The organism is Streptomyces sp. NPDC008079, assembly GCF_042957385.1.
GTDB lineage: Bacteria > Actinomycetota > Actinomycetes > Streptomycetales > Streptomycetaceae > Actinacidiphila.
Genome location: NZ_JBIBIC010000029.1, coordinates 15700 through 40498, shown reverse-complemented (window position 1 = coordinate 40498; position 24799 = coordinate 15700). Strand labels below are relative to the sequence as shown.

At 72.2% G+C, this 24799-nt stretch carries 16 protein-coding genes; 15 read left to right on the top strand and 1 reads right to left on the bottom strand.

Going from position 1 to position 24799, the window contains the following annotated elements; genetic code table 11:
- Positions 1 to 226 precede the first annotated feature (226 nt).
- The 5 genes from ACFZAM_RS35660 (at position 227) to ACFZAM_RS35640 (ending at position 11356) form a co-directional block, all read left to right on the top strand.
- Entirely contained in the window at positions 227 to 1417 is a 1191-nt protein-coding gene (locus tag ACFZAM_RS35660; protein WP_391052397.1) for an imelysin family protein, read from the top strand.
- Positions 1414 to 2691 (top strand): iron uptake transporter deferrochelatase/peroxidase subunit, encoded by a 1278-nt coding sequence (efeB, locus tag ACFZAM_RS35655; protein ID WP_391052357.1) that lies wholly within the window; start codon positions 1414 to 1416, stop codon positions 2689 to 2691. Before ACFZAM_RS35660 ends, efeB begins: the two co-directional genes overlap by 4 nt.
- 182 nt (positions 2692 to 2873) lie before the next feature.
- Entirely contained in the window at positions 2874 to 4853 is a 1980-nt protein-coding gene (locus tag ACFZAM_RS35650) for an alkaline phosphatase family protein (RefSeq protein ID WP_391052354.1), read from the top strand.
- Positions 4854 to 5346: 493 nt separating this feature from the next.
- Positions 5347 to 7956 carry a discoidin domain-containing protein gene (locus ACFZAM_RS35645; protein ID WP_355345842.1) on the top strand — a complete coding sequence of 870 codons (2610 nt, stop codon included), beginning with the start codon at positions 5347 to 5349 and terminating at the stop codon, positions 7954 to 7956.
- Positions 7957 to 8395: 439 nt separating this feature from the next.
- A complete protein-coding gene (locus ACFZAM_RS35640; RefSeq protein WP_391052351.1) occupies positions 8396 to 11356 on the top strand; it encodes a glycoside hydrolase family 3 C-terminal domain-containing protein in 2961 nt (986 codons plus the stop codon).
- A gap of 93 nt (positions 11357 to 11449) precedes the next feature.
- Here ACFZAM_RS35640 and ACFZAM_RS35635 read toward each other — a convergent pair whose 3' ends face one another.
- The gene (locus ACFZAM_RS35635) at positions 11450 to 11956 is read right to left on the bottom strand and encodes a cupin domain-containing protein (protein WP_355345836.1); all 507 of its coding nucleotides are present in this window, start codon (positions 11954 to 11956) and stop codon (positions 11450 to 11452) included.
- A 139-nt stretch (positions 11957 to 12095) separates the two neighbouring features.
- Between ACFZAM_RS35635 and ACFZAM_RS35630 the strand changes: the two genes are divergently transcribed.
- The 10 genes from ACFZAM_RS35630 (at position 12096) to ACFZAM_RS35585 (ending at position 24759) form a co-directional block, all read left to right on the top strand.
- The gene (locus ACFZAM_RS35630; RefSeq protein WP_391052348.1) at positions 12096 to 12599 is read left to right on the top strand and encodes an Rrf2 family transcriptional regulator; all 504 of its coding nucleotides are present in this window, start codon (positions 12096 to 12098) and stop codon (positions 12597 to 12599) included.
- Positions 12596 to 13522 (top strand): DsbA family protein, encoded by a 927-nt coding sequence (locus tag ACFZAM_RS35625; protein ID WP_391052345.1) that lies wholly within the window; start codon positions 12596 to 12598, stop codon positions 13520 to 13522. Before ACFZAM_RS35630 ends, ACFZAM_RS35625 begins: the two co-directional genes overlap by 4 nt.
- Positions 13523 to 14101: 579 nt before the next feature.
- Positions 14102 to 15643 (top strand): ABC transporter substrate-binding protein, encoded by a 1542-nt coding sequence (locus ACFZAM_RS35620; RefSeq protein WP_391052342.1) that lies wholly within the window; start codon positions 14102 to 14104, stop codon positions 15641 to 15643.
- Positions 15640 to 16716, top strand: a complete 1077-nt coding sequence (locus ACFZAM_RS35615; RefSeq protein ID WP_355345824.1) for an ABC transporter permease — start codon at positions 15640 to 15642, stop codon at positions 16714 to 16716. Before ACFZAM_RS35620 ends, ACFZAM_RS35615 begins: the two co-directional genes overlap by 4 nt.
- A complete protein-coding gene (locus tag ACFZAM_RS35610) occupies positions 16713 to 17597 on the top strand; it encodes an ABC transporter permease subunit (RefSeq protein WP_391052338.1) in 885 nt (294 codons plus the stop codon). The genes ACFZAM_RS35615 and ACFZAM_RS35610 overlap by 4 nt, the downstream gene beginning before the upstream one ends.
- Positions 17581 to 18819: an oligopeptide/dipeptide ABC transporter ATP-binding protein gene (locus ACFZAM_RS35605; protein WP_391052335.1), complete on the top strand. Its 1239-nt coding sequence runs from the start codon at positions 17581 to 17583 to the stop codon at positions 18817 to 18819. The genes ACFZAM_RS35610 and ACFZAM_RS35605 overlap by 17 nt, the downstream gene beginning before the upstream one ends.
- Positions 18816 to 19910, top strand: a complete 1095-nt coding sequence (locus ACFZAM_RS35600; RefSeq protein WP_391052333.1) for an oligopeptide/dipeptide ABC transporter ATP-binding protein — start codon at positions 18816 to 18818, stop codon at positions 19908 to 19910. Before ACFZAM_RS35605 ends, ACFZAM_RS35600 begins: the two co-directional genes overlap by 4 nt.
- A 45-nt stretch (positions 19911 to 19955) precedes the next feature.
- The gene (locus ACFZAM_RS35595; protein ID WP_391052331.1) at positions 19956 to 21038 is read left to right on the top strand and encodes an LLM class flavin-dependent oxidoreductase; all 1083 of its coding nucleotides are present in this window, start codon (positions 19956 to 19958) and stop codon (positions 21036 to 21038) included.
- On the top strand, positions 21035 to 23542 hold the full coding sequence (locus ACFZAM_RS35590) for a molybdopterin-dependent oxidoreductase (protein WP_391052329.1): 2508 nt from the start codon (positions 21035 to 21037) through the stop codon (positions 23540 to 23542). The genes ACFZAM_RS35595 and ACFZAM_RS35590 overlap by 4 nt, the downstream gene beginning before the upstream one ends.
- Positions 23539 to 24759: an acyl-CoA dehydrogenase family protein gene (locus ACFZAM_RS35585; RefSeq protein WP_391052327.1), complete on the top strand. Its 1221-nt coding sequence runs from the start codon at positions 23539 to 23541 to the stop codon at positions 24757 to 24759. The genes ACFZAM_RS35590 and ACFZAM_RS35585 overlap by 4 nt, the downstream gene beginning before the upstream one ends.
- Positions 24760 to 24799: the final 40 nt, after the last annotated feature.

Sequence of the window (24799 nt, the reverse complement as noted above, 5' to 3'; positions counted from 1 at the left end):
GGCCGGGACCCGGCCGAAAACCCCGGTAAGGGTGCCCTTATGTGACCCAAGGGTGAACTGCCGGGGAATTGTGGATTCCTGACCTTGGCGCAGGTGGGTGCGCGGTCGTGAGGTGCTTAGCATGAACGGCGCCCCGTTCCACTGCACCGACATCTGGAGGTCCGGTGTGTCCGCCGAACCAGACGGCATAGCTCCGCCGCCACCGAACCGACTCCGCCGCGTGCCGATGTGGCAGGTGGCCGCGGCCGGGCTCGCCGTCGCGGGAGCGGTCACCGCGGCGGTGCTCACCGTCGGCGGCGGTGGCGGTCACACCGACAAGCACGCCGCTCCCGCCACCGCGTCGGACGGTCTGCGGCACACGGCGGTGGACGCGTCCACGGGCGGCTGCGGCCGGGGCTGGATCACGCCGAAGCCGGGCACGCAGGTCTTCGACCTGCGCAACACCGGCGCGAGCGCCACCGAGGTCTATCTGACCGACCCGCGCAGCGGGAAGGTCTACGGCGAGGTGGAGGGCCTGGCGCCGGGCATCACCCGGCCGATGGCGGTGGACCTGGGCAGCGGCTCGTACGCGTTCAAGTGCCTCCAGGAGGACACCGACGCGGTCACCGGGCCGACCGTCGTCGTGCCGGGCAAGGCTCCCCGGGGCCCGGCCGCGGTGCCGGTCACCCAGCACGATCTGATCCCGCCGACGCTGGCGTACCAGCGGTGGGTCGGCGCCCGGATCGACGACCTCGCCCGCGGCGTCGGCGCCCTCAGGTCGGACATCGACGGCGGCGATCTGACCGCGGCCCGGCGCGACTGGCTGAGCGCGCACCTGGTCTACGAGCGGATGGGCGCCGCGTACGGCACCTTCGGCGACGCGGACGGCGCGATCAACGGCACGGCCTCGCTCACGCCAGGCTCGGTCGCCTCCGCGGACTTCACCGGCTTCCACCGGATCGAGTACGGGCTGTGGCACGGCGCCTCCGCCGACTCGCTGCGCGGCCCGGCCGCCGCGCTGGTCAAGGACGTGGCGACGCTGCGCGACGGCTGGTCGCAGGAGCGGATGGACCCGGCCGACCTGGGACTGCGCGCGCACGAGATCGTGGAGAACGCCGAGCAGTTCGAGCTGACCGGCCGTACGGACTACGGCAGCGGTACGAATCTGGCCACGGCCCGCGCGAATCTCGACGGCACGAAGGAACTGCTCGACCGGCTGCACGCCCTGCTCGCCCCGCGTGACCCGCGGACCGCCGAGCTCGACGCGTCACTCAAGCGCGCGGAGCGCGACCTGGACGCCGCGCACCACGGTGGGACGTGGACGCCGCTCGACAAGCTGACACACGATCAGCGCCAGCGGATCAACGCCGACTTCGGCGATCTGCTCGAACAACTCGCCCCGGTGGCGACGATCTTCGATGTACGGAGGACGGCATGACGGACACGCACGGGCCCGTGGCGGGCGCGGGCGACCTGCGGCGGCGCGGCTTTCTGCGCGGCGCGGCGCTCGGTGTGGGCGCCGTCGGCGCGGTGGCCGGTGGCGCCGCCGCGCTGACGGGCGCGACCGCTTCCGCCGCCGGCCCGGCCCCGGCCCCGGCGGCACGCGCGAACGCCGACTTCCACGGCCCGCACCAGGCGGGCGTCACGCGACCGGTGCAGCAGTCCTCGCTCTTCCTGTCCTTCGACGTCACCGCCGCCGACCGGCGTGAACTGACCGAGCTGCTGCACACCGTCACCGACCGGGCGAGGTTCCTGACCGGCGGCGGCACACCCGCGGCGCTCGGCATCACGGACTCGCCGTCGGACAGCGGCACGCTGGGCCCGAAGGTGCCGGGCGACGGTCTGACCGTCACCGTCGGGGTGGGCGCGTCGCTCTTCGACGAGCGGTTCGGACTCAAGGACCGCAAGCCGCTGCGGCTGAGCACGATGCCCGCGTTCGAGGACGACGACCTCCAACCCGGCTGGTGCCACGGGGACCTGAGCCTCCAGCTCTCCGCGCCGCACCCGGACACGGCGCTGCACGCGCTGCGCGACATCGCCCGGCACACCCGCGGCGGGATGCAGGTGCGCTGGCGGCTGGACGGTTTCACCAGCCCGCCGCGGCCCAGCGGCACACCGCGCAACCACATGGGTTTCAAGGACGGCACCTCCAATCCGGACATCAGCGATCCGGCCACCGCGAACGAGCTGCTCTGGGTGCGGGGCGCCGGGGGCGGCGGCGAGCCCGCCTGGACGACCGGAGGCACGTACCAGGTGGTGCGGACGATCCGGATGCTGGTGGAGTTCTGGGACCGGGTCTCGATCACCGAACAGGAGCGGATGTTCGGCCGCAGCCGGGACACCGGCGCGCCGCTCGACGGGACCAGGGAATTCGACACACCGCGATTCGCGCAGGATCCGACCGGCGATGTGATCCCGTTGGACAGCCATATCCGGGTCGCCAATCCGCGCACCGCGCGCACCGACAAGTCCCGTATTCTGCGCCGTGGTTACAACTACGACCGGGGTATGGACAGCAATGGCAACCTCGACATGGGGCTGATCTTCGTCTGTTATCAGCAGGACATCGAGCGGCAGTTCGCGACGGTGCAAAAGCGCCTCGCAGGTGAGCCGCTGGTGGACTACATCACCCCGTTCGGCGGCGGCTATTTCTTCGTCCTGCCGGGAGTGCGCAACCGGTCCGACTGGCTCGGCAGCGGGCTGCTCGCCTGAAACCGCAGCTCAGAGTGTAAAAGCGGGGTCAAGGCTTCCTAAGATTTTACTGACCCGCTGTTCACCCCGCCTCCACCGCTGTGCCTTTGTCATGTCGCGGACCGCCATGACGATCGCGTTCGACACCGTGCACGAATGACAGCGGCACGCGCGACGCGGCACTTAGCGGAGGCTGAGAAAGTATGAGCACCACAAGCGGTTCTGGCAGGAGCAGAGGGGCGGGCCCGCGCGTACGGGCCGCCCGGTGGGGGGCGTTCGCCGGAGCTGCGGCGCTCGTGCTGATGGGCGGGACGGCGGCGCCGGCCCTGGCTGACTCCCCGTCGCACAACGGCGGTGGCGGCACCGAGACGCCGATCAAGCACCTGGTGGTGATCTTCCAGGAGAACGTCTCCTTCGACCACTACTTCGGCAGCTACCCTGCCGCGGCGAACACCGACGGCACGAAGTTCACGGCGGCCGGGAACACGCCGAAGAACATCGACACCCTCGCGCACGCCGGTCTGCTCAAGACCAACCCGAACCAGTACGCGCCCAAGCGGCTCTCCCCCGACCAGGCCGTGACCTGCGACCAGAACCACAACTACGGGCCCGAGCAGTACGCGGCCAACGGCGGCAAGGCCGACGCATACGTCCAGAACACCGAGACCAGCAAGTGTTCTGGCGGCCTGTTCGGCGAGCCCGGTCTGGTGATGGACTACTACGACGGCAACACCGTCACGGGCCTGTGGAACTACGCGCAGCACTACTCGCTGGGCGACAACTCGTACAGCTCCACGTACGGTCCGTCCACGCCGGGCGCGCTCAATCTGATCTCCGGTCAGACGCACGGTGTCATCTCGGTCGACCCGGCCTCGGGCACCGAGCACCCGAAGCAGACGGCGAAGCCGGACGCGTACACGGTGGTCTCCCCCGACGCCAAGGGCGTCGGCACGGTCATCAACGACCCCGACCCGGCGTTCGACGACTGCTCGGACAACAGCCACACCGGCACCAACGCGCTGGCGGTCATGCGCGGCAAGAACGTCGGCGACCTGCTGAACTCCAAGAAGGTCACCTGGGGCTGGTTCCAGGGCGGCTTCCGTCCCTCCACCGCGTGGGACGGCAAGAGCGGCGACTACGCGAGCTGCGCCAACTCCACGCACGCCAACATCGCCGGCGCGTCCTCGGTCGACTACAGCCCGCACCACTCGCCGTTCCAGTACTACGCGTCGACGTCGAACCCGCACCACCTCGCGCCGAAGAACACCGCCGAGATCGGGCACAACGGCCAGGCGAACCACAACTACGACCTGACCGACTTCGACTCCGCGCTCAAGGCGGGCAGCCTGCCCGCCGTCAGCTTCCTCAAGGCCGCCGAGTACCAGGACGGCCACGCCGCCTACTCCGACCCGACCGACGAGCAGAACTTCCTCGTCAAGGAGATCAACGCGGTCCAGGCGTCGTCCTCCTGGAAGGACACCGCGGTCGTCGTCGCGTACGACGACTCCGACGGCTGGTACGACCACGCGTACGCCAAGCCGCAGAACGGCTCGAAGGACAGCACGGTCGGCTCCAACGGCAAGGCCGTCGACAGCCCGGCGTGCCAGGCGGGTCCCGCGTCGGCCGGTGGCTACGCGGACCGCTGCGGCCCCGGCACCCGGCAGCCGCTGCTGGTCATCTCCCCGTACAGCAAGGTGAATTCGGTCGACCACACCCGCACCGAGCAGGCGTCGATCACCAGGTTCATCGAGGACAACTGGAAGACCGGCCGGGTCGGTGACGCGTCCTTCGACAGCCGCGCCAACTCGCTGACCGGCGCGTTCGACTTCAAGCACCCGAACAACAAGCAGGTGCTGCTGAACGCCGACGGCTCCGTGAAGTCGGTCAAGGACATCGACACCCACGGCGGGGGCGGCCACGGCACCTCCGGCGGCTCCTCCTCGGGCGGCGCGAACTCGGGCGGCGCGAACTCCGGCGGGGCGAACTCCGGCGGCTCCAACGGCGGTTCGCACTCGGGCGACTCGTCCGGCGGCCACAACGACGCCTCCACGCAGACCCTCGCGGAGACCGGCGGCACCTCCCCGGTCCTGCCACTGGGCATCACCGCGGGCGTACTGCTCGTCGGCGGCGGGGCGCTCTACTACGCCCGCCGCGGCCGTCGCCGTTCGACCACCGCGGTCTGATCCGACGCTCTGCCCCAGGGCCGTTCCCGGTGCGCCTCGCGCGCGCCGGGAACGGCCCTTTTCGCCATCCGCCGCACATACCACCGCAGTCCACTGCGGCTTCATGCTCTGAAGGTATACGGAAGCGTTTCCGGGTCGGACCGGGGTGCGGGCGAGGTGCGACGGCGCGTCAAGCGGCCTGCCGCGCGGAGACGTCCTGACATACCCGCTGGTCACCGCAGTGCGTTCAACTTGTGTCACCAGCTACGACGGCTTTGCCCGGATTTCTGGAGCTTCCCCATTCGGGAGGACGCACTCTGTGCACAACTCTTGACATGGATGAAACACAGGGAGAACCATCGCGGTGTGCACCCGGGAGAGCGCTCTCACCTCAACAGGTGGGCGCCCGCCCGGACTTCACCGTTTCAGCAGCATCCTGTCGTCCGGCCACCGCAGTTCGGCCTGACGATCACCGACCCCTGCCCCCCCACGTGTGGAACCAGGAGAGTTGCTCATGCTCGCTCCCCCCTCCGGCTCGACGGCGCTGAGACCATCAGCACCGGCGAATCGGCGTAACACCGCCGCGGCGATCATCACGGCCCTGATCGCCTCGTTGCTCCTCTTCGTACCCTCGCACTCGGCCCGCGCGGCGGACACACTGCTCTCCCAGGGCAAGACCGCGACGGCGTCGTCGACCGAGAACGCGGGCACGCCCGCCTCGGCCGCGGTCGACGGCAACACCGGCACCCGCTGGTCCAGCGCCGCCTCCGACCCGCAGTGGCTCCAGGTCGACCTCGGCGCCACGGCGACCATCAGCTCCGTCACCCTCAACTGGGAGGCGGCGTACGCCAAGGCGTTCAAGATCCAGACCTCGGCCGACGGCACGAACTGGACCGACGCCTACTCCACCACCACCGCGACCGGTGGTGTCCAGACAGTCGCCGTAAACGCTTCCGGGCGTTATGTCCGTATGTACGGTACGGCGCGCGCGACCGGTTACGGTTACTCGCTCTGGGAGTTCCAGGTCTACGGCAGCACGGGCGGCGGGGGCAACCCGCCGGCCACCGGGACGCTGCTCTCGCAGGGCAAGACCGCCACCGCGTCCTCGACCGAGAACGCGGGCACGCCCGCCTCGGCCGCGGTCGACGGCAACGCCGGCACCCGCTGGTCCAGCGCGGCCAGCGACCCGCAGTGGCTCCAGGTCGACCTGGGCGCGTCCGCGACCATCAGCTCGGTCGCGCTCAACTGGGAGGCGGCGTACGCCAAGTCCTTCAAGATCCAGACCTCGGCCGACGGCACGAACTGGACCGACATCTACTCCACCACCACCGGCACGGGCGGCAACCAGACGCTCACCGTGACCGGCACCGGGCGCTACGTCCGGGTGTACGGCACGGTCCGCGCCACCGGATACGGCTACTCCCTGTGGGAGTTCCAGGTGTTCGGCACCGCGGGCAGCGGCGGTGGCGGCACCGGCCCGATCCAGGGCGGCGGCGACCTCGGCCCCAACGTCAAGGTCTTCGACCCGTCCACGCCCAACCTCCAGGGCCAGCTCGACCAGATCTTCGCCCAGCAGGAGTCCAACCAGTTCGGTGACGCCCGCTACCAGGTCTTCTTCAAGCCGGGTACGTACAACGGCATCAACGACCAGGTCGGCTTCTACACCTCGGTCTCCGGCCTGGGCAAGAACCCGGACGACGTCCAGATCAACGGTGACATCACCGTCGACGCGGGCTGGTTCAACGGCAACGCGACGCAGAACTTCTGGCGCTCGGTGGAGAACCTGGCCATCAAGCCGGTCAGCGGCGACGACCGCTGGGCCGTCGCGCAGGCCGCGCCGTTCCGCCGGATCCACGTCCAGGGCGGTCTGAACCTGGCCCCGGCCGGTTACGGCTGGGCGAGTGGCGGCTACATCGCCGACAGCAAGATCGACGGCACCGTGGGCCCGTACTCGCAGCAGCAGTGGTACACCCGCGACAGCTCCATCGGCGGCTGGACCAACGGCGTGTGGAACATGGTGTTCTCGGGTGTGAAGGGCGCTCCGGCGCAGGGCTTCCCGAACCCGGTCTACACGACGCTGGCCACGACGCCGGAGTCGCGTGAGAAGCCGTACATGTACCTGGACGGCAACAACTACTCGGTGTTCGTGCCGAGCCTGCGGCAGAACGCGAGCGGCACCTCCTGGCCCAACACGCCGGGTACGTCGATCCCGCTGACGCAGTTCTACGTGGCGCACCCCGGCGACTCCGCGGCGACCATCAACGCGGCGCTCGCACAGGGGCTGAACCTGCTGCTCACTCCGGGCATCTACCACGTGGACCAGCCGATCAACGTCACGCGCGCCAACACCGTCGTCCTCGGCCTCGGCTACGCCACGGTCGTCCCGGACAACGGCGTGGACGCGGTGAAGGTCGCCGACGTGGACGGCGTCCGGCTGGCGAGCTTCCTGATCGACGCCGGTGCGGGCAACTCGCCGCAGCTCCTCCAGGTCGGCGCGCCCGGTTCGTCCGCGAACCACTCGGCCAACCCGACCACGGTCCAGGACGTGTTCGCCCGGGTCGGCGGCGCGCGCGCCGCTCAGGCCCAGACCGCGTTCGAGATCAACAGCAATGACGTCATCATCGACCACACCTGGATCTGGCGTGCCGACCACGGCAGCGCGCCGACCGGCTGGAACGTCAACCCGGCCGACATCGGTCTGAAGGTCAACGGCAACAACGTGCTGGCGACCGGCCTGTTCGTGGAGCACTTCAAGAAGTACGACGTGGAGTGGTCCGGTCAGAACGGCAGGACGATCTTCTTCCAGAACGAGAAGGCCTACGACGCCCCGAACCAGGCGGCGGTCCAGAACGGCAGTATCCGCGGGTTCGCGGCCTACAAGGTGGACGACAACGTCACCACCCACGAGGGCTGGGGTCTCGGCAGCTACTGCAACTACACGGCCGATCCGTCGATCATCCAGGACCACGGCTTCGAGGCACCGACCACGGCGGGCGTGAAGTTCCACGACCTGTTGGTCGTCTCGCTCGGCGGCATGGGCCAATACGCCCACGTCATCAACAACACCGGGCCGGGCACGTCGGGCACCTCGACCGTACCGTCCACGGTGACGTCGTACCCGTAACCCCATGACGAAGGCCGTCATGGCGCCTGAGACCCCGTAGGCGCGTCGCCCCACAGGCGCGCCTACGGGCACCACCGAGTGCGAGGGGCCGCCGCCCTGTTCAGGGCGGCGGCCCTTCCGCATGTCCGGGAGCGGGCCGTACGGGTCCGGGCCGCTCGGCGCGCGCGGGCTCGGGCCGCTCGGCGCGTGCCGTCTCGGGCCGCTCGCGCGCGCCGTCTCGGGCCGACTCCGGGTGTTCGGGATCGCACCTAATCAGGTCAGTCGCGGACGCAACAGGCGGTCGTAGCGGCCGACTTCACGCAATATGGCGGCGTCGAATCTGCAATAACCCTTGACCTGTGCGCAAGTTGAGCACAATCCTCGGTGAGCACTCTTGGGCTCCATCCCCCCTGGCACGGGCGGCACCCCACACCGCCCGCCGAACCCGAACGGAGTGGCGATGAGACGACGCCCCCTGCTCTCCAGCGTGCTCGCCATCGCGGTCGCCGCGCTGGCCGCGCTGACCGCCGGACCCCTGCCCGCGCAGTCCGCGTCGGCGGTCGACGCCCGGCCGTGGATGAGCGCGGCCGACACCCCCGCGCAGCGCGCCGACGCTCTGCTGGCGCAGATGACCAACGCCGAGAAGATCACGATGATGCACGGCGGCGCGCAGTGCTCATGGGGCGCCTGCGTGGACGCCAACACCCGTCTCGGCATACCCCAGTTACGCCTCCAGGACGGCCCGGCGGGCGTCGCGGACGGCGCGGGCGGCGTCACACAGCTCCCGGCCCCGGTGGCCGCCGCGGCCTCCTGGGACCGCGACCTGGCCAAGAGCTACGGCCAGGTGATCGGCAACGAGGAGTGGGGCAAGGGCGCCAACGTGGTGCTCGGCCCGACGATCAACATCGTGCGCGACCCGCGCTGGGGCCGCGCCTTCGAGTCACTGGGCGAAGACCCGTATCTGACAGGCCAGTTGGGCGCAGCCGACATCCAGGGCATCCAGAGCCAGGGCCCGATGGCCCAGGTCAAGCACTACGCGGACTACAACCAGGAGACCAACCGCAACAACGCCTCGGACAACGTCATCATGTCCGACCGTACCCAGCGGGAGATCTACCTGCCCGCCTTCGAGGCCGCCGTCAAGCAAGGCCAGGCGTACTCGGTGATGTGTTCCTACGCCTCGGTCGCGGGCACCTTCGCCTGCGAGAACGCCCAGTTGATCCAGCAGGTGCTGGAGGGCGACCTCGGCTTCACCGGCTTCGTCACCTCCGACTGGGGCGGCACCCACTCCACGGTCGCCTCGGCCAACAACGGCCTGGACATGGAGATGAACGGCAGCGACTTCTACGGCACGGCGCTCACCAACGCGGTGGCCTCCGGCCAGGTCTCGCAGGCCACGCTCGACGGGCACGTCCGCCGCATCCTCACCGCGATGTTCGCCTCCGGGCTCTTCGACACCACGCAGACCGGCACGATCACCACGCCGGTCAGCACGGACGCGCACCGGACCACGGCCCGGCAGGTCGCCGAGGAGGGCAGCGTCCTGCTGAAGAACGCCTCCGCCGCGCTGCCGCTGGGCTCCGCGAACAAGAAGATCGCCGTGATCGGCGACGACGCGGGTCCCAACGCCATGACGGCGGGCGGCGGCAGCACGCACGTCGGCTCGTCCTCGGTCGTGACCCCGTACTCGGCGCTGGTCACCCGCGCGGGCAGCGGCGCGAGCGTCAACTACGCCCAGGGGTACGCCTCCCCGAGCGGCGAGATCGTCGACAGCCCGTATCTGACGCCCTCTTCGGGCAGCGGCCACGGCCTGTACGGGCAGTTCTACAACGGGACGTCGATGGGCGGCACGCCGGTCCTCTCGCGAGTCGACCCGACGCTGAACTTCCTGTGGGGCGGCGCCTCTCCGGCGTCCGGTGTCCCGGCGACCGGCTGGTCGGCGAAGTGGACCGGCACGCTGACCCCGCCGACCACCGGCACGTACACCTTCGCCCTGACCAGTGACGACGGCAGCAGGCTGTTCGTCAACGGCCAGCAGATCATCAACAACTGGGCGAATCAGCCGACCACCACGAAGACGGGCACGGTGACGCTCACCGCGGGCCAGCCGGTCAGCGTCGAGATCGACTACTTCCAGGACGGCGGCGGCAGCGAGCTGGAACTGGGCTGGCAGATCCCCAACCAGGACCTGCACGGCGAGGCCGTCACGGCGGCGCGCAACGCGGACACCGCGATCGTCTTCGTGAACAAGGGCGAGGGCGAAGGCGCCGACATCAACGACATCTCGCTGTCCGGCGACCAGAACCAGCTCGTCACCGATGTGGCGGCGGCCAACCCCAACACCATCGTGGTCGTCAACAGCGGCTCGGCGATCGCCATGCCGTGGGCCAACTCCGTCCGGGGCATCATCGAGAACTGGTATCCGGGCCAGGAGGACGGCAACGCCATCGCCCGGCTCCTCTACGGCGACGTCAACTTCTCCGGCAAGCTGCCGGTGACCTTCCCCGCCTCCCTCGCGGACGTCCCCGCCCACACCCCGGCCCAATGGCCCGGCCAGAACAACACCGTGCAGTACAGCGAGGGCATCAACGTCGGCTACCGCTGGTACGACTCGCAGAACAAGACCCCGGCCTACCCGTTCGGCTTCGGCCTGTCGTACACGACCTTCGGCTACTCGGGCCTGACGGTCGGCGCGCCCGACGCGAACGGCAACGTGGCCGTCGGCTTCGACGTCACCAACACCGGCACACGAGCGGGCGCCGAGGTCGCCCAGGTCTACGTCGGACAGCCCGCCACGACCGGCGAACCGCCCAAGAACCTGCGCGGCTTCCAGCGGGTCAGCCTCAACCCCGGCCAGAGCCAGCACGTCACGGTCACCCTGGACGCCCGCAGCTTCCAGTACTGGACCACCACCTGGACCAACGCGGCCGGCACCAACGCCGTCTACGTCGGCTCCTCCTCCCGCGACATCCGCCTCACCGGCCAGACCACCATCCCGGGCGGCGGGACGGGGAATCCGGGCCAGAGCACCACGATCAGCCTCAAGGCGCACGCCAACAGCCAGTACGTGACGGCGGAAAGCGCGGGCGCGGCGGCGCTCATCGCCAACCGTACGGCGATCGGCCCCTGGGAGACCTTCGACGCGATCGACCTCGGTTCAGGGACGGTCGCGCTGCGGGCGCACGCCAACAACAAGTACGTGACCACCCCCAACTCCGGGGCCGGTGCGCTGATCGCGAGCAGCAGTACCATCGGCGCCGCCGAGACCTTCGACCTGATCCACGACCCGGACGGCGCGGTGACGCTGCGCGCCCACTCCAACCATCAGTACGTGACGGCGGAGAACGCGGGCGCCGCCGCCCTGATCGCCAACCGTGCGGCGATCGGCCCCTGGGAGGAGTTCGACCTGGTCAACGACTGACCCCGGCCGCCGGTCTCGGACACACGTGACGGCACCGGCCCCCGGTGACCGGTCTCGGTGACCGCTTCGCGTGACCTTCCGAGTGACGGCTCGTCAGGAGCCGTCACCCGGAAGCGCGTACAGGCTCGGGAGGTTCACCACGATCGCTTCCTGGGTGCTGCGGGCGATGACGACCACGGCCTCCTCGGAGTCGTCCGGGTTCTCCTCGCGGTGCGGCACGAAGGGGGGTACGAAGATGTAGTCGCCGGGCGCGGCGCGCAGCCGTACCTCCTCGGGCTCGCCGCCGGAGTCGTCCACGAAGACGAACTCCGGGCGTCCGCTGACGACATAGATCGCGGTCTCCGACTCGCCGTGGTGGTGGTCGGAGGAGGCGGTGGCGGGGGCGACATGGGTCTGGCCCATCCACAGCCGCTCGGACCCGACGGTCCCGCCGCTGATCGCCGCGAACCGCCGCATGCCGCCGGTCTGCGCGGTGTCGCCGTCGAGGCCGTCGGCCTTGATGTGGTGCAGTCGGCTGCGCAGCGAGCCGTGCGAAGGGTCGGAACCGGCCGGGAGATGCGGATGGAATCCCTCACCGGCGATGGTCGGCTGATCGCTCATGGCAGACGACGCTAGAGGGCGCCCGGAAAAGATGTCAAGAGGTGTCCATTACGGCTCACCTGCACAGACGCACCCTTCCGTGGCCGGTGGAGCCGCCCGCGGTGCCGACTTCCGCCGTCCGGCGCGCCATACTGGAGCCATGCATATCTCCGCGAAGGCGGACTACGCCGCGCGGGCCCTCATGGAGCTGGCCTGCGACATCGACCGCCCGCTGACCTGCGAGGCCATCGCCTCCTCGCAGGAGATTCCGTTCCGATTCCTGAAGTCCGTGGTCGGCGAGCTGCGGCGGGCGGGGCTGGTGCGCAGCCAGCGCGGCTGTGAGGGCGGCTACTGGCTGACCAGACCCGCCGCCGAGATCACGCTGCTCGACGTGGTGCGCGCCGTGGACGGCGAGGTGATCACGCTGCGCGGCGAGCCGTTGGCCGAGCTGGCCTATCCGACGCCCGCCACGGGCCTGCCGAGTGTGTGGCGCACGATCGAGGAGGGCGCCGCCGCCGTACTGGCCGGGGTGACGATCGCCGCGCTGCTGCCGTCCGGGTCGGCCGCGGCCGGCGGCGCACAGGCCGCCGCGCCGGACGCCGCTTCGATCGCCGCTCCGGCCGCCCCTTCGGCGGGCGAGGACCGCCTGGCGGGCGTGGCATGACCGGTCCCCCGCTGCCCGGTGGCACCGACCGCCTCCAGGTCACCGAGTACACCGATCCGCTCTGTCCGTGGGCGTGGGGCTCCGAGCCCGTCTTCCGCGCGCTGCGGGCCGCGCTCGGCGAACAGGCGTCATGGCGGCGGGTGTTCGGCATCCTCTTCGACACCGACGACGACCCGGCGCCCGATCCGGCGGCCGAGACCCGGTGGTACGAGGGCTTCGTCCGGGAGATCAGCGGGCACACAGGGGCTCCGCACGCGGTGCGGCTGAGCCGGGTGGCGGCGACGAGCTGGCCCGCCTCGCTGGTCGCCAAGGCGGCCGAGGCGCAGGGCGGACAGGTGGCCGACCGGGTGCTGCGGCGGCTGCGCGAGACGATGTTCGTGACCGGCGAGCCCGCCGACACACTGGACCTGGCGCTGGCCGCCGCCGACGGCGTGCCCGGTCTCGACCCCGTGCGCCTGGCCGCCGACGCCGCTTCCCCCCGGGTGCTCGCCGCAGTGACGGCCGACCACCGCGAGACGCGCGCCCCGCTGGCCGATGTGCTGACCGTCACAGCGGCGGGGCCGCATCCGGGCACCGCCAAGGAGACCCCGTCGGGAGAGCTGCGGTACGCGCTGCCCACCGTCGTGCTGACCGGGCCGCTCGGGCGTCGCGTGGTGCCCGGCAGGCGTCCGGCGGCGAGCTATCTGGAGGCGGCGCTCGCGGTCGCACCCGGGGTGTCCGTGTCAGCCGAACAGCCGTCCGCCGAGGCCCTGTTGGCGTACCACCGCAGCCTGACCGGGCCGGAGTGGGAGCTGCTGGCGCCGGGGGTCGCGCCGCCCGCGTCGGCCGTCCCGGTGGCCACCGGGAACGGCCCGCTGTGGCTCCACCCGGCCGAGGCCGCGGCATACCCGGCCCCCGTATCCGTACCCCCGCTGCCGCGTTGACCAGCGGGTCTTTCGCACGCGGTCACCGTTCCACCGAATGAGACACCTTTTGGTGTCCATTGACATCGGCTCACCCCGGCAGTCAGGATGGGCACATGCTTACGACGCACCCCGGTGTGGTGTGCCGCTACGTGGACTTCCTGCGTACCAGCAGCGCTCTCTGTCGCTGACCGTACGCCCGTGGCCCTCGCGCGGCGCCTGACCGCCCCGCAGACCCCAGGCCCCAGGCCCCCGATCGGCCGGCCTGTGTCCAGGCCCGTGCGCCCCGCCCACGCGTCCTCCCGCTCGTCTTTCCGTGGCCCCGTCGTCCCGTGACGTCCACGCCATGACCCCCGCCGTAACCGCCTGAGGCACCCGCCCCCGGCGCGGCACTCCCCCGTCACGCCCACCGCCCAGTGCCGCCGCCATGGCGCCGCACCGCGATCCGTGCCGCCTCCGTCCTCGGCGCGCCGGTCTCCTGGCCGTCGCCGAGCGGAACGGCACGCTGTACGCCGCCCCCGTCGCGCCGCCCTCACCGTCGAGGGCACCCCCTCGAAACGCACCCTCGAAAGGTGACGCCTCGTCATGATTCGTGCCGCCGTGTCCAGTTCTCTTCCCTCCTCCCCGAGCAGACGTTCCTTCCTCGGGCTCGGCCTCGGCGCGGGCGCCGCCCTGGCGCTCGCGGCCTGCGGCAGTGGCAGCGGTACCTCGGGGAGCAGCGCGGGCTCCTCCGTCCTCAAGTGGGGCTGGGCGCTGCCCACTTCGTGGGACCCGGTCTTCTCCTCCGCCGGATGGGACGTGCACTCGCTCTCCCTGGTCTACGCGGGCCTCACCAAGCTCGACCCGCACGGCGCGGCCGTACCGGCGCTCGCCAGCGCGTGGAAGTACAACGCCCTGGGCACGCAGGTGACCTTCACCCTCCGTCCCGGACTGACCTTCTCCGACGGCTCCGCGCTGGACGCCACCGCCGTCAAGAAGAGCCTCGACCGCGGCCGTACCGACCCCAAGTCGCTGGTCGCACCGCAGCTCACCTCGGTCAAGGCGGTGTCCGCGCCGAACGCCACGACCGTCGTGATCGACCTGACGCACGCGGACTACCAGCTCCCCAACCTGCTGGCGGGCAAGACCGGGATGGTCGTCAATCCGGCCGCCTTCACCTCGGACGCCGCGGGCATCGCCTCCAAACCGGCCGGCTCGGGACCCTTCACGCTGACCTCGTACACCCAGAACGCCAAGGCCGTCCTGCGGCGCAACCCCACGTACTGGGACGCGGCGTCAATCAAGCTGAACAACTTCGAGCTGTACCCGCTGCCCGACGCCTCCACGGTCGTCGCGGCGCTCCAGTCGGGGCAGTACAACGTGGCGCAGATCCCGGGCAGCCAGGTCGAGGCGGCCAAGGCGGCCGGGCTCGAAGTGCAGGTCATTCCCTCGATGGTGGTCGCCACCCTGGATGTGAACAGCAGCAAGGCGCCGTTCGACGACCCCAAGGTGGTCGAGGCGCTGAAGTACGCGATCGACCGTGAGGCGCTGCTGAAGACCCAGGCGTTCGGCCACGGCGAGGTCAGCTACCAGCCCTTCCCGAAGGGTTACGCGGGGTACGACCCGGCCAGCGCGAATCTCTTCCCGTACGACCCGGAGAAGGCCAAGCGGTTGCTCGCGGAGGCCGGGCACGCGGGCGGCCTGGACCTCACGCTGACCACGGGCGCCGCGCAGGGCGAGCCCGAGCAGATCCAGGCGCAGCTCAAGAAGGTCGGGATCAACGCGAAGATCGAGGTCATCCCCGAGGCGCAGTTCACCCAGATCATCTACATCCAGCACGACCGGCAGTTGGCCGTCGACCAGTTCGCAGGCCGCGACTCCGCCGTGCAGGCGTTCCAAGTGCTCTTCGGTGAGCAGGGGTTGATGAATCCGGGCCGCACCACCCCGCCGGAGCTGGCCGCCGCCATCGACAAGGTGACCCGCACTCCGCTCGACTCCCCCGACTACCCGAAGGTCCTCCAGGCCGCGAGCGCCACCGCGGTGCGCACCACGCCGAACGTCTTCCTGTTCACGGTGCCGCGCATCCTCGCCAGGGCCCGCGGGGTGTCGGCGCTGCCCGAGACCACGGTGGTGCAGCGCTTCGAAGGGGTGACCGTCGGATGACGGCGCTCGCCGCCGCGCTGCCCCGGCGGCGGTCGGCACGGGCCCGCCGGGCGCTGATCGCGCCGCGGCCGATCGGTTCCGCGGTGCTCACCACCGCCACCGTGTTCCTGCTGTCGTCGCTGCTGACCTTCGGGCTCGGCGCGCTGTCGAACGCCAACCCCGGCGCGGCGGTGCTCGGCGAGACCGCCACGCCCGCCGACATCGACCGGATGAACCACGCCTTCGGCCTGGACCGGCCGCTGCCGGTGCAGTACGTGAGCTGGCTCGGCCACGCCCTGACCGGCGATCTCGGGCGCTCCTGGTTCACCACGCTCCCGGTCTCCGACAGCGTCTTCCGGGCGCTGCCGGTGGACCTGTCGATCGCCGGTCTCGCCCTGGTGATCGCCGTGCTGCTCGGCGCGGCGGGCGGGATCGCCGCCGCGTACAGCAACGGCGGGCGGCTGGACCGCGCGATCACGGCGGCCTGCTCGGTGCTCGGTACGCTGCCGGCCTTCGTCGTCGCGATCGGTCTGATCGCGGTGGTGTCGGTGAAGCTCGGGTGGCTGCCGTCCGGCGGCTACACCGCCTTCGGCGACGATCCGGCGCAGTGGCTGCGCTTCGCGGCGCTGCCCGCCTTCGCGCTCAGCCTGGACGCCGCCGCGAACGTGGCCCGGCAGCTACGGGCCTCGCTGGTTGGGGAGCTGCGGGCGAATTACGTGACGGGCGCGATGATGCGCGGTCTGTCGGCCCGGCGGGTGCTCTTCGGGCACGTGCTGCGCAACGCGGCGGGACCCGCGCTCACCGTCCTCGGCATGAGCGTGCCGATGCTGATCGGCGGCGCGGTCGTCACCGAGCGGATCTTCAACCTGCCCGGTATCGCGCAGCTCTCCCTCCAGGCCGCACAGCAGCACGATGTGCCGGTCATCCAGGGCACGCTGCTGGTCACGGTGGCGGTGGTCCTGCTCGCCAACATCGCGATCAACGCCGGTCTGCTGGCGCTCAACCCGGCCGCCCGCAGGGGCCGTTCCAAGGCGAACGCGGCATCGGGAGACGCCGCGCTCGCTGACGGCGCGTCACGTGGCGGTGCCTCATGAGGACGCTGCGCCGCACCGGACGGGTGCCCGCCGCCCGTTTCGCACTGGCCGTACTCGCCGTCGTCGCCCTGCTCGCGGTGCTCGGCGGGGTGATCGCTCCGCAGGACCCGCTCGCGCAGGACACCGCGCGGGTGCTCCAAGGTCCCAGCGGATCGCACCTGTTGGGGACGGACTACCTCGGCAGGGACGTCCTGAGCAGGCTGCTGGCGGGCACCGGCCGCTCCGTGCTCGGCGCGGTCGAGTCGGTCGGCGCGGCGATGGTCCTCGGCGTCGTGCCGGGCCTCGCGTCGCTGTGGCTCGGCCGCGGCTTCGAGTGGGCCGCGCTGCGCGCGGTGGACGCGCTGATGACGCTGCCGTTCACCCTCTTCGCCATCGCCGCGATCGGCGTCTTCGGCAACGGCCTCAACCAGGCGATGCTCGCGCTCGGCGTGCTGCTGGCCCCGCTGTTCTTCCGGGTGTCCCGCGCCGCCGCGCTGGGCCTGAAGCAGGCCCAGTACGTGGAGGCCGCGGAGCTGATGGGCGCCTCGCGCGGCCGGATCCTGCGGACCCACATCGCCGCGAAGGTGCTGCCGACGATCGCCGTGACCACGGCCCACGCGCTGGCGACGGCGCTGCTGACCGTCGCCTCGCTGACCTTCCTCGGCGTCGGCGTCCAGCCGCCCGCCCCGACCTGGGGCGGCATGCTCGCCAGCGACCTGGGCTATCTCGCCCAGCAGCCGTGGGCGCCCGCCCTGCCCGGCGTCCTGATCATGATCACCGTCGGCGCGCTCAATCTGCTCGCGGACGCCGTACGGGACAGCGGCGCCGATGTCGGGGCCGAGCCGCGAGCCGCCCGCGAACCCCAGGGGAGGAAGGCCGATGACCGTGTCGTCGCTGTCTGAGCCGGGCCGCGCCCGCACCGTCGGTGCGACCGGACCCGTACTCACCGTGGACGGGCTGCACATCACCGTCTCCGGCGGTCGCGCCGAGGCCGTCCGCGACGTGTCCTTCACCGTCCACGCGGGCGAGGCCGTCGGCGTCGTCGGCGAGTCGGGCAGCGGCAAGACGCTGACCTGCCGCTCCCTGCTCGGCGTGCTGCCGCCCGGCTGCGAGGTGTCGGCGGGCAGCGCGGTGCTGGCCGGTGCGGATCCCGACGGTATGGAAGCGGTCGGTACGGCGACGGCCGGTGCCTCGGCCGCGGGTGGGTCGGCGGCGGGTGCGTCGGCGGCCGGAAAGGCGTCGCCCGCAAGCCCGTCGCCCACAAGCCGGTCGTTCGGCAAGGCGTCCGCCGCGAAGTCCTCGGCCAGGAAGTCGTCGGGCGCAGCCTCGTCGTCCGGTACCGATCTGACCGCGCTCGACAAGCGGCAGTGGGAGCGGCTGCGCGGGGTGGAGCTGGGCGCGGTCTTCCAGGACCCGGCCTCGTATCTCAACCCGGCGCTGACCGTGGGCCGCCAGCTCGCGGAGCCGCTGCGCGTACGCCTCGGTCTGAAGCGGGCGCGGGCGCACGAGCGGGCCGTGGAACTCTTCGCCTCGGTCGGCCTGCGCGATCCCGCCGACGTCTACCACCGGTACCCGCACGAGCTGTCGGGCGGCATGCTGCAACGCGTCCTGATCGCCATCGCGGTCGCCTGCGATCCGCGGCTGCTCGTCGCGGACGAGGCGACGACGGCGCTCGACACCGTCGTGCAGGCCGAAGTCCTCGATCTGCTGGCCCAGTTGCGCGACGAGCGCGGTCTCGCCCTGCTGCTGGTCACCCACGACCTGGCCGTCGTCGCCGAGGTCACCGACCGGGTGCTGGTCTTCTACGCGGGCGAGATCGTCGAGGACGGCCCCACCCAGGACGTCGTCCACCGCCCCGCGCACCCCTACACCGCCGCGCTGCTGCGCGTCGCCTCCCTCGGCGACTGGAACCGCCGCGAGCTGGCCGTCATCCCCGGCCGTCCGCCCGAGGCGGGCGAGGCCCCCATCGGCTGCCGGTTCGCCGACCGCTGCGCCTTCGCCGAGGACCGCTGCCGTACGCGGCCGGTGCCGCTCACCGCGACCGCCGACGGCCGCCGTGTCCGCTGTGTGCGCGCCGCGGAACTCGCCCTGTCCCCGCCGCCCCTCCAGGAGGTGCCCGCATGACCACCACCCCCGCGGCCCGCACGGCGCCGGTCTCCGACGTCTCCCCGCCCACGGCGGACATCGAGCGGCCGGTCGCGCCGTCCGCGGTGCCCGCCGCCGAACGCGAGACGCGGGCGTCCGCGCCCGCGCTCCAGGTCGAAGGGCTCGGTGTCACCTACCAGCGGCGCCCCGGCCACAGCCACAGCGCCCCCGTGCTGAGCGGTGTGGACCTGGAGGTGACGGCCGGTCAGATCCTCGGGGTGATCGGCGAGACCGGGTCGGGTAAGACGACGCTGGCGCGGGCCGTGGTCGGGCTGGCGCCGGTGGTGGCCGGGCGGATCGGCGTGGCGGGCGTCGAGGTCGGCGCGCTGCGCGGACGGGAGTTGCGCGACCACCGGCGGTCCGGGCTGGTGCAGTACATGTTCCAGGACCCGCTGCGGTCGCTGGACCCGGATCTGACGGTGAACGACCTGGTGGGCGAGCCGTTGGCGGTCGCCGGGGTGGAGCGCGGCGAGCGGCGCGGCCGGGTGGCGGAGGCGCTGCACCGGGTGGGGCTCGACGCGGGCACCCTGGGCGGCCGGATTCCGGCCCAGCTCTCCGGCGGCCAGCGTCAGCGCGTGTCCTTGGCGCGGGCGATCGTCACGCGGCCCGCGTTGCTGCTGGCGGACGAGCCGGTCAGCGCGCTGGACGCCTCGAACCGCAACCATGTGCTGCGGCTGCTGGACGAGTTGCGCCGCGACCTGGGCGTGGCCGTCGTCGTCATCTCGCACGACCTCAGCTCGCTGGCCGGGATCGCCGACCGGATCGCGGTGCTGTACCGGGGGCGGCTGGTCGAACAGGGCCCGACCGCCGATGTGCTGGCCCGCCCGCTGCACCCGTACACCGCGCTGCTCACCGCGTCCGCGCCCCGCGTGGACCGCGATCCGTCGAAGCGGCGCGAGCGGCCGGGGCCGCCCGGTGAGGTGCCGGTCTGGGCGGCCGATCCCGGCGCCTGCGTCTTCGCCCACCGCTGCCCGCTGGCGGACGCCGACTGCCGTGCACAACCGGGCAGTTCTCCGCACTCGGGCGAGCGGGCCGCCGCCTGTCACCACCCGGTCGCCGCCGCCCGCTGACCCGCGCCCACCACCAGCAACCCCACGATCTTCGGGAGAGACCCCGTGCCCATCGAATTCATCGGCATCGCCAGCACCCAGCAGTTCAGTGAGACCGGCGCCGCGTCCGGGCCTGTCGTCGACCCCGGCTATCTGACCGAACTGGCCCTGGCGCACGAGGAGTCCGGCTTCGACCGTGTGCTGGTCGCGCACTCCTCCGCGAGCCCCGACGGCTTCACCGTCGCCGACCAGATCCTGAGCCGTACGACCCGGCTCGGTGTGCTGCTCGCCCACCGTCCCGGTTTCGTCGCCCCGACGCTCACGGCCCGCAAGTACGCCACGCTCGACGCCTTCCACCCTGGCCGGGTCGCGCTGCACGTCATCACCGGAGGCGACGACGCCGACCAGGCGCGGGACGGCGACCTCAGCGACAAGCCGACCCGCTACCGGCGCACCGACGAGTTCCTCGACGTGGTGCGCAAGGAGTGGGAGTCGGCCGAACCCTTCGACTACGAGGGCGAGTTCTACACCGTGCGCGGCGGCTACTCGTCGGTCCGCCCGGCCGATCCGATCCCGGTGTACTTCGGCGGCGCGTCCGGTGACGCGGTGCGGGTCGGCGGCAAGCACGCGGATGTGTACGCCTTCTGGGGCGAGCCGCTCGCGGGGATCGCCGAGCGCATCCGGCAGGTCCGCGCGGCGGCGTCGCCGTACGGCCGCGACCCGCGGTTCAGCGTCAGCCTGCGCCCGATACCGGCCGCCACGGAGGCCGAGGCGTGGCGCCGCGCCGAGGACGTCCTGCGGCTGACGAAGGAGAAGGCGGGCGAGGTGCGCAAGGCGTTCAACCTCGACCACACCGCGCAGGAGGGCTCGCGCAGGCTGCTCGAATACGCCGCCAAGGGCGACGTGCACGACAAGCGGCTGTGGACGGCGGTCGCCAAGGTCACCGGGGCCGCGGGCAACTCCACCGCGCTGGTGGGCAGTTACGAGCAGGTCGCCGAGTCGCTGCTGGACTACGTGGGCCTGGGCGTGTCGACCCTCCTGATCCGCGGCTTCAGCCCGCTGGAGGACGCCCGCGACTACGGCTCCCTGGTGCGGCTGGTCCGCGAGCAGACCGACGGCGCCGCGCTGACCGGAGCGGCTGCCGTATGACCGCCGGGACCGGGAGCGCGCCCTCGGTGGGGAGGAGGGCCGGGGCGGTCACCCCGACGACCTCCCACTGGGGGGCGTTCGGGGTACGGCGGAACGCGGACGGCACGGTCACCGCCGTCCCGCACCCCGCCGACCCCTCGCCGTCACCGCTGCTGCGCGGTGTGCCGGGCTCGCTCCGGCACGCCACCCGGATCCGGCGGCCCGCCGCCCGGCGCGGCTGGCTGGAGCACGGCCCCGGTCCCACCTCCGGGCGCGGCGACGAGCCCTTCGTGGAACTCGGCTGGGACGAGGCGCTTGACCTGGCCGCCGCCGAACTGGCTCGGGTCCGCGACGAGTTCGGCAACACGGCGGTGTTCGGCGGCTCGTACGGCTGGGCGAGCGCGGGGCGCTTCCACCACGCGCAGAGCCAACTCCACCGGTTCCTGGCGCAGTTCGGCGGCTACACGGGCACGCGCAACTCGTACAGCCTGGGCACCTCGCTGGTGCTGCTGCCCTATCTGGTCGGCGACGCGGAGTCGGTGCTGCGGTCCTCGTCCACCTGGCCGACGATCACCGGGCACACCGAACTGATCATCGCCTTCGGCGGAATCCCCGCGAAGAACGTGCATGTCACCCCCGGCGGGGTGACCCGGCACGGCACGCCCGGCCATCTGTCGGCGCTGGCCGCGGCCGGTGCCCGGGTCGCGCTGGTCAGCCCGCTGCGCGACGACCTGCCGGACGGCCTGGACGCCGACTGGTACCCGATCCGCCCGGCGACCGACACCGCGCTGATGCTGGCGCTCGCCCACACCCTGGTCGACGAGGGCCTGTACGACCGGGAGTTCGTCGACCGGTACTGCGCCGGGGCCGACACCTTCCTGCGCTATCTGCGCGGCGCCGACGACGGCACGGTGAAGGACGCGCGGTGGGCCGCGGCGCTCACCGGCATCCCGGCCGACCGAATCCGCGACCTGGCCCGCAGCGCCGCGCGGCAGCGCACCCTGGTCACCGTCACCTGGTCGTTGCAGCGCATCCAGCACGGCGAGCAGCCGGTGTGGGCGGCGCTCGCGCTGGCCGCGCTGCTCGGCCAGATCGGACTGCCGGGCGGCGGATTCGGCCACGGCTACGGCTCGATGGGCGACGTGGGCGACACCGGTCCGCAGGTCCGGCTGCCGTATCTGCCCCAAGGGCCCAATCCCGTCGCGGAGTTCATCCCCTGCGCCCGGATCGCGGACCTGCTGCTGCGTCCCGGCGAGGAGTACGACTACGACGGCACGCGCCGCCGCTACCCGGACATCAGGCTGGTGCACTGGGCCGGCGGCAACCCCTTCCACCACCATCAGGACCTGGGCAGGCTGCGGCGCGCCTTCGGGCGGCCGGACACCGTGCTGGTGCACGAGACGCACTGGACGGCGACCGCCCGCCACGCCGACCTGGTGTTCCCCGCCACCACGTCCCTGGAGCGCGAGGACATCGGCGGCGGGCGGCGCGACACCCATCTGATCGCCATGCACCGCGCGGTCGAGCCGGTCGGCGAGGCCCGCGACGACCACGCGATCCTGGCCGGTCTGGCCGAACGCCTCGGATTCGGCGAGCGGTTCACCGAGGGACGGGACCCGGCGGGATGGCTGGAGCACCTGTACACCCGGTGGGCCGAGGAGTTGGCGGCGACCGGGGGCGGCGAGCCGCCCGCCTTCGCGGACTTCTGGTCGGCGGGCGAGTGGGAACTGCCGCCGCAGCCCGCCGAGCGCACGCTCTTCGCCGACTTCAGGGCCGACCCGCTGGGCGCGCCCCTGGCCACCCCCAGCGGCCGGATCGAGCTGACCAGCGCGACGGTGGCCGCCCTCGGGCTGCCCGACTGCCCCGGCCACCCGGCCTGGCTCGAACCCGACGAGTGGCCGGGCGCCCCGGCCGCGGACCGGCTGCCGCTGCTGCTGATCGCGAACCAGCCCGCCAACCGGCTGCACAGTCAGCTCGACACCGGGGCCGCGAGCCTGGACGCCAAGGTCGCCGGGCGCGAGGCGCTGCGGATCCATCCGGCGGACGCGGCGGCCCGTTCGGTCCGCGACGGCGATCTGGTGCGGATCTTCAACGACCGGGGCGCCTGCCTGGCGGGCGCGGTGCTCACCGACCGGGTACGGCCCGGTGTCGTACGGCTGCCGACCGGCGCGTGGTTCGACCCGGTGCCCGGTCACGAGCCGCCGCTGTGCGCGCACGGCAATCCGAACGTGCTGACCGCCGACATCCCCAGCTCCCGGCTCTCCCAGGGCTGCACCGGCCAACACGCTCTGGTCGAGGTCGAGTTGTGGGCCGGAGGGCCGCCGCCCGAGGTGACCGTCCGCCGGCCGCCCGCCTTCGCCGACGATCCCCGCGCGGGCCGTACGGCGCACGCGACACCCTCGACGGCCGCCGCGGGACCGGCCACCGCTGACACGTACGCGCCCGGCCCGTACGGCCGCCTCGGACCACCCGAGCCCGGCGACCCCCACTTCGAACGGCCCCACCACAGGAAGGCCACACCGTGACCACCGACCTCGCGTCCTCGTCCGGCACCGGCTCCGCCGCGCCCGCGGACGCCGCCGCCACCGGCCTGCCCGCACCCGACTACGACCGGCTGCCCGAGGTCGCGGCGGCGCTGGCCGCGCGGGCCGGTGAGCACGACCGGGACGCGAGCTTCCCGCACGAGGGCGTGGCCGCCGTGCACGCCGCCGGACTGCTCACCGCGACCGTCGACCGCGGCCACGGCGGCGCGGGGGCCGGTCTCGCCGACACCGTACGCATCCTGCGGGCGCTCGGCGGCGGCGATCCGGCGGTCGCGCTGGTCACGTCGATGACGCTGTTCGCGCACGCGGCGCAGGCCCGCGCCCCGCACTGGCCGCAGGACACCTACGGCGAGCTGCTGGCCGAGTCGGCGCGACGCCCGGCGCTGGTGAACGCCCTGCGGGTGGAGCCCGATCTGGGCAGTCCGGTACGCGGCGGGCTTCCGGCGGCCACCGCGCGGCGGCGCGAGGACCACTGGGAGCTGACCGGGCACAAGATCTTCTCGACCGGCGCGGTGGCGCTGCGCTGGATGATGGTGTGGGCGCGCACCGACGAGGAGCCGGTGCGGACCGGTTCGTTCCTGGTGCGCACCGACTCGCCGGGCATCGAAGTGCGGCCCACCTGGAACCACTTGGGGCTGCGCGCCAGCCGCAGCGACGACGTGCTGTTCGACTCGGTCCGTGTGCCGCTCGGCCGCACCGCCGGGCTCGCGGAGCCCGGCCAGGACGGCGGCCGGGACGTCGTCGGCGGTGCCTGGAACTCGCTGGGCCTGACCGCGCTCTACCTCGGCGTGGCGCGCGCCGCCCAGCGGTGGCTGACCGGTTTCCTGCACGAGCGCGTGCCCAGCGCGCTCGGTGCTCCACTGGCCACGCTGCCGCGCTTCCAGAGCGCGGTCGGCGAGATCGAGGTCCAACTGGCCGGTGCGGAAAGGCTGGTGGCGGCGCTGGCCGAGGCCGTCGACAGCGGCGATCCGCTCGCCGCCGCGGAGGCGGGCGGCGCGAAGGTGCTCGGCACCCGGGCCGCGATCGGTTCGGTCGAGCAGGCCGTCGCGCTGATCGGCAACAACGGCCTGACCAACGACAACCCGCTGCAACGGCATCTGCGGGACGTGCTGTGCTCCCGCGTCCACACCCCGCAGGACGACTCGGTGCTGCTCGGCACCGGGCGCGCCGCCCTCGATCTCGGCGGGTCCGCCCGCTGACCCCCTTTTCGCTTTCTCTCCCGCTCCCTCTCACGAAAGG

Coding starts and splice junctions, on each gene's coding strand:
- ACFZAM_RS35625 (WP_391052345.1), top strand. CDS start 12,596: ATGACCGGTCCCCCGCTGCCCGGTGGCACCGACCGCCTCCAGGTCACC.
- ACFZAM_RS35660 (WP_391052397.1), top strand. CDS start 227: ATGTGGCAGGTGGCCGCGGCCGGGCTCGCCGTCGCGGGAGCGGTCACC.
- ACFZAM_RS35590 (WP_391052329.1), top strand. CDS start 21,035: ATGACCGCCGGGACCGGGAGCGCGCCCTCGGTGGGGAGGAGGGCCGGG.
- ACFZAM_RS35630 (WP_391052348.1), top strand. CDS start 12,096: ATGCATATCTCCGCGAAGGCGGACTACGCCGCGCGGGCCCTCATGGAG.
- ACFZAM_RS35610 (WP_391052338.1), top strand. CDS start 16,713: ATGAGGACGCTGCGCCGCACCGGACGGGTGCCCGCCGCCCGTTTCGCA.
- efeB (WP_391052357.1), top strand. CDS start 1,414: ATGACGGACACGCACGGGCCCGTGGCGGGCGCGGGCGACCTGCGGCGG.
- ACFZAM_RS35640 (WP_391052351.1), top strand. CDS start 8,396: ATGAGACGACGCCCCCTGCTCTCCAGCGTGCTCGCCATCGCGGTCGCC.
- ACFZAM_RS35650 (WP_391052354.1), top strand. CDS start 2,874: ATGAGCACCACAAGCGGTTCTGGCAGGAGCAGAGGGGCGGGCCCGCGC.
- ACFZAM_RS35645 (WP_355345842.1), top strand. CDS start 5,347: ATGCTCGCTCCCCCCTCCGGCTCGACGGCGCTGAGACCATCAGCACCG.
- ACFZAM_RS35615 (WP_355345824.1), top strand. CDS start 15,640: ATGACGGCGCTCGCCGCCGCGCTGCCCCGGCGGCGGTCGGCACGGGCC.
- ACFZAM_RS35600 (WP_391052333.1), top strand. CDS start 18,816: ATGACCACCACCCCCGCGGCCCGCACGGCGCCGGTCTCCGACGTCTCC.
- ACFZAM_RS35635 (WP_355345836.1), bottom strand. CDS start 11,956: ATGAGCGATCAGCCGACCATCGCCGGTGAGGGATTCCATCCGCATCTC.